The organism is Methylobacterium sp. B1 (assembly GCF_000333255.1).
Lineage (GTDB): Bacteria > Pseudomonadota > Alphaproteobacteria > Rhizobiales > Beijerinckiaceae > Methylobacterium > Methylobacterium fujisawaense.
This window is the reverse complement of record NZ_BACT01000116.1, coordinates 1-6604: the sequence shown is the minus strand read 5'-3', so window position 1 is coordinate 6604 and position 6604 is coordinate 1. Positions and strand designations below refer to the sequence as shown.

The 6604-nt window shown below is 71.8% G+C and carries 4 protein-coding genes and 2 pseudogenes; 5 read left to right on the top strand and 1 reads right to left on the bottom strand.

Translation table 11 applies throughout. The features are described 5' to 3' along the window. Positions 1-2566: double-strand break repair helicase AddA (addA, locus tag I53_RS03415; protein WP_043346688.1), on the bottom strand; the 2566-nt coding region annotated here is incomplete at its 3' end. Positions 2567-2717: 151 nt separating this feature from the next. Between addA and minC (I53_RS03410) the strand changes: the two genes are divergently transcribed. The 5 genes and pseudogenes from minC (I53_RS03410) (at position 2718) to I53_RS03390 (ending at position 6590) form a co-directional block, all read left to right on the top strand. After that, positions 2718-3443: a septum site-determining protein MinC gene (gene minC, locus I53_RS03410; protein ID WP_374701295.1), complete on the top strand. Its 726-nt coding sequence runs from the start codon at positions 2718-2720 to the stop codon at positions 3441-3443. A 198-nt stretch (positions 3444-3641) separates the two neighbouring features. Continuing rightward, positions 3642-4367: pseudogene (minC, locus tag I53_RS03405) on the top strand (septum site-determining protein MinC); the annotation flags it as partial. Between the two features lie 15 nt (positions 4368-4382). Next, the gene (gene minD, locus I53_RS03400) at positions 4383-5198 is read left to right on the top strand and encodes a septum site-determining protein MinD (protein WP_043346690.1); all 816 of its coding nucleotides are present in this window, start codon (positions 4383-4385) and stop codon (positions 5196-5198) included. After that, positions 5195-5536 carry a cell division topological specificity factor MinE gene (minE, locus tag I53_RS03395; RefSeq protein WP_043346685.1) on the top strand — a complete coding sequence of 114 codons (342 nt, stop codon included), beginning with the start codon at positions 5195-5197 and terminating at the stop codon, positions 5534-5536. The genes minD and minE overlap by 4 nt, the downstream gene beginning before the upstream one ends. A 168-nt stretch (positions 5537-5704) precedes the next feature. Then, positions 5705-6590 (top strand): annotated as a pseudogene (locus tag I53_RS03390) (alpha/beta fold hydrolase). Positions 6591-6604: the final 14 nt, after the last annotated feature.

The window sequence follows — 6604 nt, the reverse complement described above, 5'->3', positions numbered from 1 at the left end:
CGGTGGCGGCGCAATCCTGGGTCCGCCCGCCCGACCAGACCGGCGGCAGGGCGATTTCCGTCGCCGGGAGCGGCAGGAGGGGCGGATCGTTGCGGCCCAGGGGCTCGCAGCCGTCGAGGATCACCACGACCGGCGCCTCCAGACCCTTGGCGCCGTGGACCGTCATCACCCGGACCTCGTCGCGGCCCGATTCGAGGTCGCGCTTGACCGTGTGACCGGCCTCGGCGCCGACGTAGCGGGCGAGGAAGCCGCCGAGGGACGGCGCGTCCTCGCCGGTCTCGGCCTGGGCGGCGGCTGCGAGGAACACGTCGATGGCGTCCCCCGCCTCGCCGCCGAGACGGGCCACAAGCTTCGCCCGGCCCCCCTGCGGCCCGAGGAGCCGCGCGTAGAAGCCGAACGGGCCGTGGAGCCCGGCCAGCGCGATCCACCCCGACAGGGCCTCGAGCCCGCGCCTTGCGGCCAGGTCGCCGGACGCGGCATGGCGGTGCAGGGCGTCCTCCAGAGTCTCTGCGAGGTCGCGGCGGGTAGCGATCCGCACGAGGTCGTCGTCGGTCAGCCCGACGAGCGGCGTCTTGAGGGCGGTGGCGAGGGTCAGGTCGTCGGCCGGCAGGAGACCCGCCCGCCCGGCGGCGACCAGATCGGCGACCGCGATATGGGCGGAGACCTCCAGCCGGTCCTGCCCGGCGACCGGAACGCCCAGTCCCTTCAGGGCGCGGATCACCTCCTCGAAGGCGGGCCCGCGCTTCCGGACCAGGATCAGGACGTCCCCGGGGCGCCAGATTCGACCGGTGGCGTCCCCCGTCGTGGTCCAAGTCCGCACCGCCTGCGCAACCCGGCGGGCTGTGACGATCGCCGGGGCGCTGGTCTCCGGCGCGTCGACGGGAGCGGTCCAGGCATCCGGCTCGGCGGCGGGCTCCGGCTCGGCGATCGGCCACAGCTCCACGGCGCCGGGCGCCCCGGGTCGGGCGCTGGCATGCACGGTCGTGCGCACCGTGTCCTCGAAGGACAGGCCGTCATTGTGCGCATCGATGGCGAAGACCGCGTCGACGGCGCGCAGCACGAGGTCGGTCGAGCGGAACGAGAGGGTGAGCGGCACGTCCTCGAAGGTCAGCCCGGCCGAGCGCGATTCCGCGATCCAGGATGCGCGGGTCAGGGCGAATTCCCGCGGCTCCGCACCCTGGAAGCCGTAGATCGACTGCTTAGGATCGCCCACCGCGAAGCGTGTGCGGCTGCCGGTCCGAGCGCCCTCGCCGGCGGCGAATTCCTGCGTGATCGCCCGCAGGATCGCCCATTGCTCCGGATTCGTATCCTGCGCCTCGTCGACCAGGACGTGGTCGATCCCGCGATCGAGCTTGTAGAGGACCCAGCCGGCCCCGACCCGCCCGAGCAGATCCAGCGCCTTGTGGATCAGGTCGTCGAAATCGAGGGCGCCGAGGCGCGCCTTCTGTGCCTCCACGCGGCGGTGGATCTCGGCGGCGATCCGGAACAGGGCCTGCGTCCGGGCATGGGCCCGGGCGGCGCGCAGGCGGTCGAACAGCGGCTCCAGCCGATCCCGCTCGGCGAGCAACGCCGCCTTGGCATCGGCCGGCACGCTCTTGGTCCCGAGGCTGCTGTCGGCCTTGGGCTCGTCCTTCTGGGTGAAGAAGACTGCGCGGTAGAGGGCCAGCGCCTCGGACCGGTCGGGAAGATCCGCGGAGCCGGCCCGTTCGGCCTCGGCGGCCGCCAGGGCGTCGGCGAGCTTCTCGTCGTTAGCCTTGCCGGTGCGGAGCGCCGCGATCAGCGCTTCCCGATCCTCCGGACGGCACCCGGGGCCGCCGTCCAGGATCCCGGCCTCGATCCGTTCGGCGGAATCCTCCGGCGCCAGGCCCAGCGCCCCGTGCAGCCGCCCGAAGGCCTTCTCGAGGCCTGCCGCGTCGCCGATGAAGCTCCGGGCCCGCATGGCCGAACGGATCGCGGACCGCAGGGTGTCGCCCGTCGCCTCGGGGGTGACCCGCGCCAGGGCGGCGCTGAGGGGCGTGTCGCCGTTCGCCACGGCATCGGCCAGCACGTTGGCCATCTCGATGTCGAACAGCTCCTGGGCCTTGGACTCGTCGAGCACCACGAAGCGGGCCGGCACGTTCGCCTCGAAGGGGAACATGTGCAGCAGCCGCTCGCACAGGGCGTGCAGGGTCTCGATCTTGAGGCCGCCCGGCGTCTCCACCGCCCGGGCGAAGAGGCGGCGCGCCAGCCGCAGGCGCTCGGGCCCGGCGCGCTCGCCGGTGAGGTCGGCGAGTTCGGCGGCGAGGGTCTCGTCGTCGAGCGTCACCCAGCGGCCGAGGAGCCGGAAGACGCGGATCGCCATGTTGGCCGCGGCGGCCTTGGTGAAGGTCAGGCAGAGGATCCGCCCGGGCGGGGCACCGTCGAGGAGCAGCCGCACCACCCGGTCGGTGAGGACCTTGGTCTTGCCGGCGCCGGCATTGGCCGAGACCCAGGCGGAGGCGCGCGGATCGGCCGCCCGCCGCTGGTTGGCGCGGGTGAGGTCATCGACGACGAAAGGGGCGGGGGCGTGCGAAGTGGCGCTGCTCAACGGTCCGGTCCGGCTCGGCTGCCGGGTCTCTCTACAACAGAAACGCGCCCGCGGGCCCGCCAAGGCGTCACAGCAGGCATTGCGGGATTGCCCCCGGCGCGGCGCCGTCCCATGGATGCGGACGATCCTGTCCGCGACACCGAACACGCCCGTGACCCAGCCGACATCCGAGCCGGCGCGCCCGCCGATCCGCTTCCGCGGCCGCTCCTTCATGGCCACCGTCCTGGCGCCGATACCCCCGGTGGCCGAGTGGTTCGGCGACCTGGACGCCCTCAATCGCCGCGCCCCGAACTTCTTCGCCGGCCGGCCCGTGATCCTCGACCTATCCGGATTGCGGCTCACCCGCGAGGATCTCGACGGGCTGCTCGCCGAACTGGCTGCGCGCAACATCGCCGTCCTGGGGATCGAGGGCGCGGCGCCGTCGCTCCTGGGGGCGGGCGCCCCGCCGGCCCTCGCGGGCGGCCGGCCCGCGGGCGAGGTCGCCACGCCGGACGAATCCGCCTCGGACGCGTCCGCGTCGACCGAGCCCCAGCCCAAGGAGACGGCCCGCTCGCTGATCCTCGACGCCCCCGTGCGCTCCGGCCAGACCGTGCTGCATCTCGAGGGCGACGTCACGGTCCTGGGCGCCGTCGCCTCGGGCGCCGAGGTCATCGCCGGCGGCTCGATCCACGTCTACGGAGCCCTGCGCGGCCGCGCGATCGCCGGCGCGGCCGGAAACCCAACGGCGCGGATCTGGTGCCCGCCGGTCGAGCCNGAGCTGGTGGCGATCGACGGCCTGGTACGCGCCGCGGACGACCTCGACCCGGCCTTCAGAGGGCAGCCCGTCGAGTGCGGCTGCTGGAGATGCGATCAAGCTCAACCTATTCGAGCGGGTTGAGCGGCGTTTCCCCGCCGACGTTCGGGCCGTCGGTCGAAGGAGGGGGCGCCTGACTCCGCTCGCGGTCGAGCCGTGAAAGCGTCCTCCGCTGCTCCGATACAAGGATCCCGGCAGAATTTGCCGACCGGATCAGAAACTTAACCCTTCGGTAACCATACCCGCCGTCAATGGTCCGGTAAGGACTCTTAACGGGCGGACATGAGCGAGACCCACCCCGAGCCGATCGATCCGGAGACCGTCCCCGCGGCGGCTCCTTCCGCGCCCCGGCCGCTCAGCCTGCGCGGACGGGCCTTCAAGGCCCTGGCCCTCTCCCCCGAGCCGCCGCTTCCCGAGTGGCTCGCGGGCCTCGACGCGGCGCTCAAGCGCTCGCCGACCCTGCTGAAAGGCCGGGCCGTCATCCTGGATTGCGCCCAGCTCAAGCCCGAGCCGGACGCCCTCGAAATGTTAATGAACGAACTCAAGGCCCGCGGCATCGCGGTCCTGGGCATCGAGGGCGCCGACACGGTCCTGGACGGCCTGCCGCCGCTTCTCGTCAAGGGACACCCGTCCGAGAAGGTCGAGATCCCGAGCGTCCCGGCCGAGCCGGAGCCGCAGGTGGTCACCTCGATCACCGTCGAGGGCTCGGTCCGCTCCGGCCAAAGCGTCATCAATCCCACCGGCGACGTGACCGTGATGGGTTCGGTCTCCTCGGGGGCCGAGATCCTGGCCGGTGGTTCCATCCACGTCTACGGCGCCCTGCGCGGTCGCGCGATCGCCGGAGCCGCGCGCAACCCGCGCGCACGAATCTACTGCCGCAAATTCGAACCCGAGTTGCTGGGGATCGACCGCCTTGTGCGGACGGCGGAGGACATGGGCACGGCCCTGCGCGGCAAGGCCGCCCAGGTCTGGCTCGATGGCGGCAACATCCGAATGGCAAGCCTGGATAAGGGAGATCGACGCGTGGCAAAGGTTCTCGTCGTCACATCGGGCAAGGGCGGCGTCGGCAAGACGACGACGACCGCAGCCCTCGGAGCGGCCCTCGCCCAGGGCGGGCAGAGCGTGTGCGTCGTCGACTTCGACGTCGGCCTGCGTAACCTCGACCTCGTCATGGGCGCCGAGCGCCGGGTCGTCTACGACCTCATCAACGTGGTCAACGGCGACGCCAAGCTCCCGCAGGCGCTCATCAAGGACAAGCGGCTGGAGACCCTGCACCTGCTGCCGGCCTCCCAGACCCGCGACAAGGACGCGCTCACCGACGCGGGCGTCGCCCGGGTGATGGACGAGCTGCGCGACAAGTTCGACTGGGTCATCTGCGACTCCCCGGCCGGCATCGAGCGCGGCGCCCAGCTCGCCATGCACCACGCCGACGTGGCGGTGGTCGTGACCAACCCCGAGGTCTCCTCGGTGCGCGACTCCGACCGGATCATCGGCCTCCTCGATTCCAAGACCGCCAAGGCGGAGAAGGGCGAGGACATGGAGAAGCACCTGATCCTCACCCGCTACGACCCGATGCGGGCCGACCGCGGCGACATGCTCAAGACCGAGGACGTGCTCGACATCCTGTCGATCCCGCTGCTCGCGATCATCCCGGAGAGCCAGGAGGTGCTGCGCGCCTCGAACCTCGGCTGCCCGGTGACCCTCAACAACCCGCTCTGCGCCCCGGCGCGGGCCTATGCCGACGCGGCCCGCCGTCTCAAGGGCGAGACCGTTCCGATGAGCCTGCCGGTCGAGCGCAAGTCCTTCCTCGACAAGCTGTTCATGCGGAGGGCGGCGTGAGCATCCTCGGACTGTTCCAGAAGCGCAGCTCCGGCGCGGTCGCCCGCGACCGCCTGCAGCTGATCCTCGCCCACGAGCGCGCGGAGTCGGGTCGCCCCGACCTCGTGATCCAGCTCCGGGAGGAGATCCTGGCGGTGATCGCCAACCATGTCGCGGTCGAGCCCGACAAGGTGAAGGTCACCCTGGAGCGCGGCGAGGGCGTCTCGACCCTCGGCCTCGACATCGAGCTTCCGCTCGGTGCCTCGGCCAAGCTCGACGCCAAGCTGGCGGCCAAGCTCGCCGAGGTCGCGGCCAACAAGGGGTCGGCCAAGCCGGCCTCCTCCAAGAAGGCCGCTTGAGCCGGGCGGGGACCATCCCCGCCGGCACGGTAGACCGCAAGCCGCGCCCGGCCCGCCGGGTGCGGCTTCGTCGTGCCGGTCCCCTGTCGATCCGCGGCCTCGGCTCTCGACCGGGCGCGCCGTCGCACCATGTCGCAAATCTCGGGGGAGATTGGTGAAAGGGTAGCCATGCCGAGCGCCGCGACGGATGACGGGATCCGGCTCCACTACGAGGAGAGCGGTCGGGGTACGCCGCTGATCTTCGTGCATGAATTCGCCGGCGACCATCGCAGCTACGAGGCGCAACTGCGCCATTTCGGAAGGCGCTACCACGCGATCGCGTTCAACGCCCGCGGCTACCCGCCTTCCGACGTCCCGGAGGCCGTCTCCGCCTACTCGCAGGCGCGTGCCGCCGACGACATCCTGGCCATCCTCGACCATCTCGGCGCGCCGAAGGCCCATGTCGCCGGCATCTCGATGGGCGCCTTCGCAACTTTGCATTTCGGCCTCCGGCATCCCGACCGCGCGCTGTCGCTCTGTCTCGGCGGCTGTGGCTACGGCGCCGAACCCGAGCGGCAGGCGATGTTCCGCGCCGAGGCCGACGCCACCGCGGCGATGCTGCGTCGCGACGGCATGGCCGCTTTCGCCGAGCGCTACGCCGTCGGGCCGACGCGGGTGCAGTTCGAGGCCAAGGATCCGCGCGGACATGCCGAATTCAAGCGGATGCTCGCAGAGCATTCGGCCCTCGGCTCGGCCAACACCCAGGCCGGCGTGCAGAAGGGCCGCCCGTCGCTCTACGATCTCACGGACGCCTTGCGCCGCATGACCGTTCCAACCCTGATCGTCGCCGGCGACGAGGACTGGCCCTGCCTCGCCCCGAGCCTCATGCTGAAGCAGGTGATCCCGTCGGCGGCCCTCGCGGTCCTGCCCAATACCGGCCACGCCCTCTCCGTCGAGGAGCCGGAATGCCTACCACCGACTCCTCGACGAATTTCTGGCGCAGGTGGGAAGCGGCCGCTGGCCGATGCGCGATCCCCGGGCGATCTCGGCAACGATCCCCGGGATCAGGGGCTGACCGGATCCCGGGGG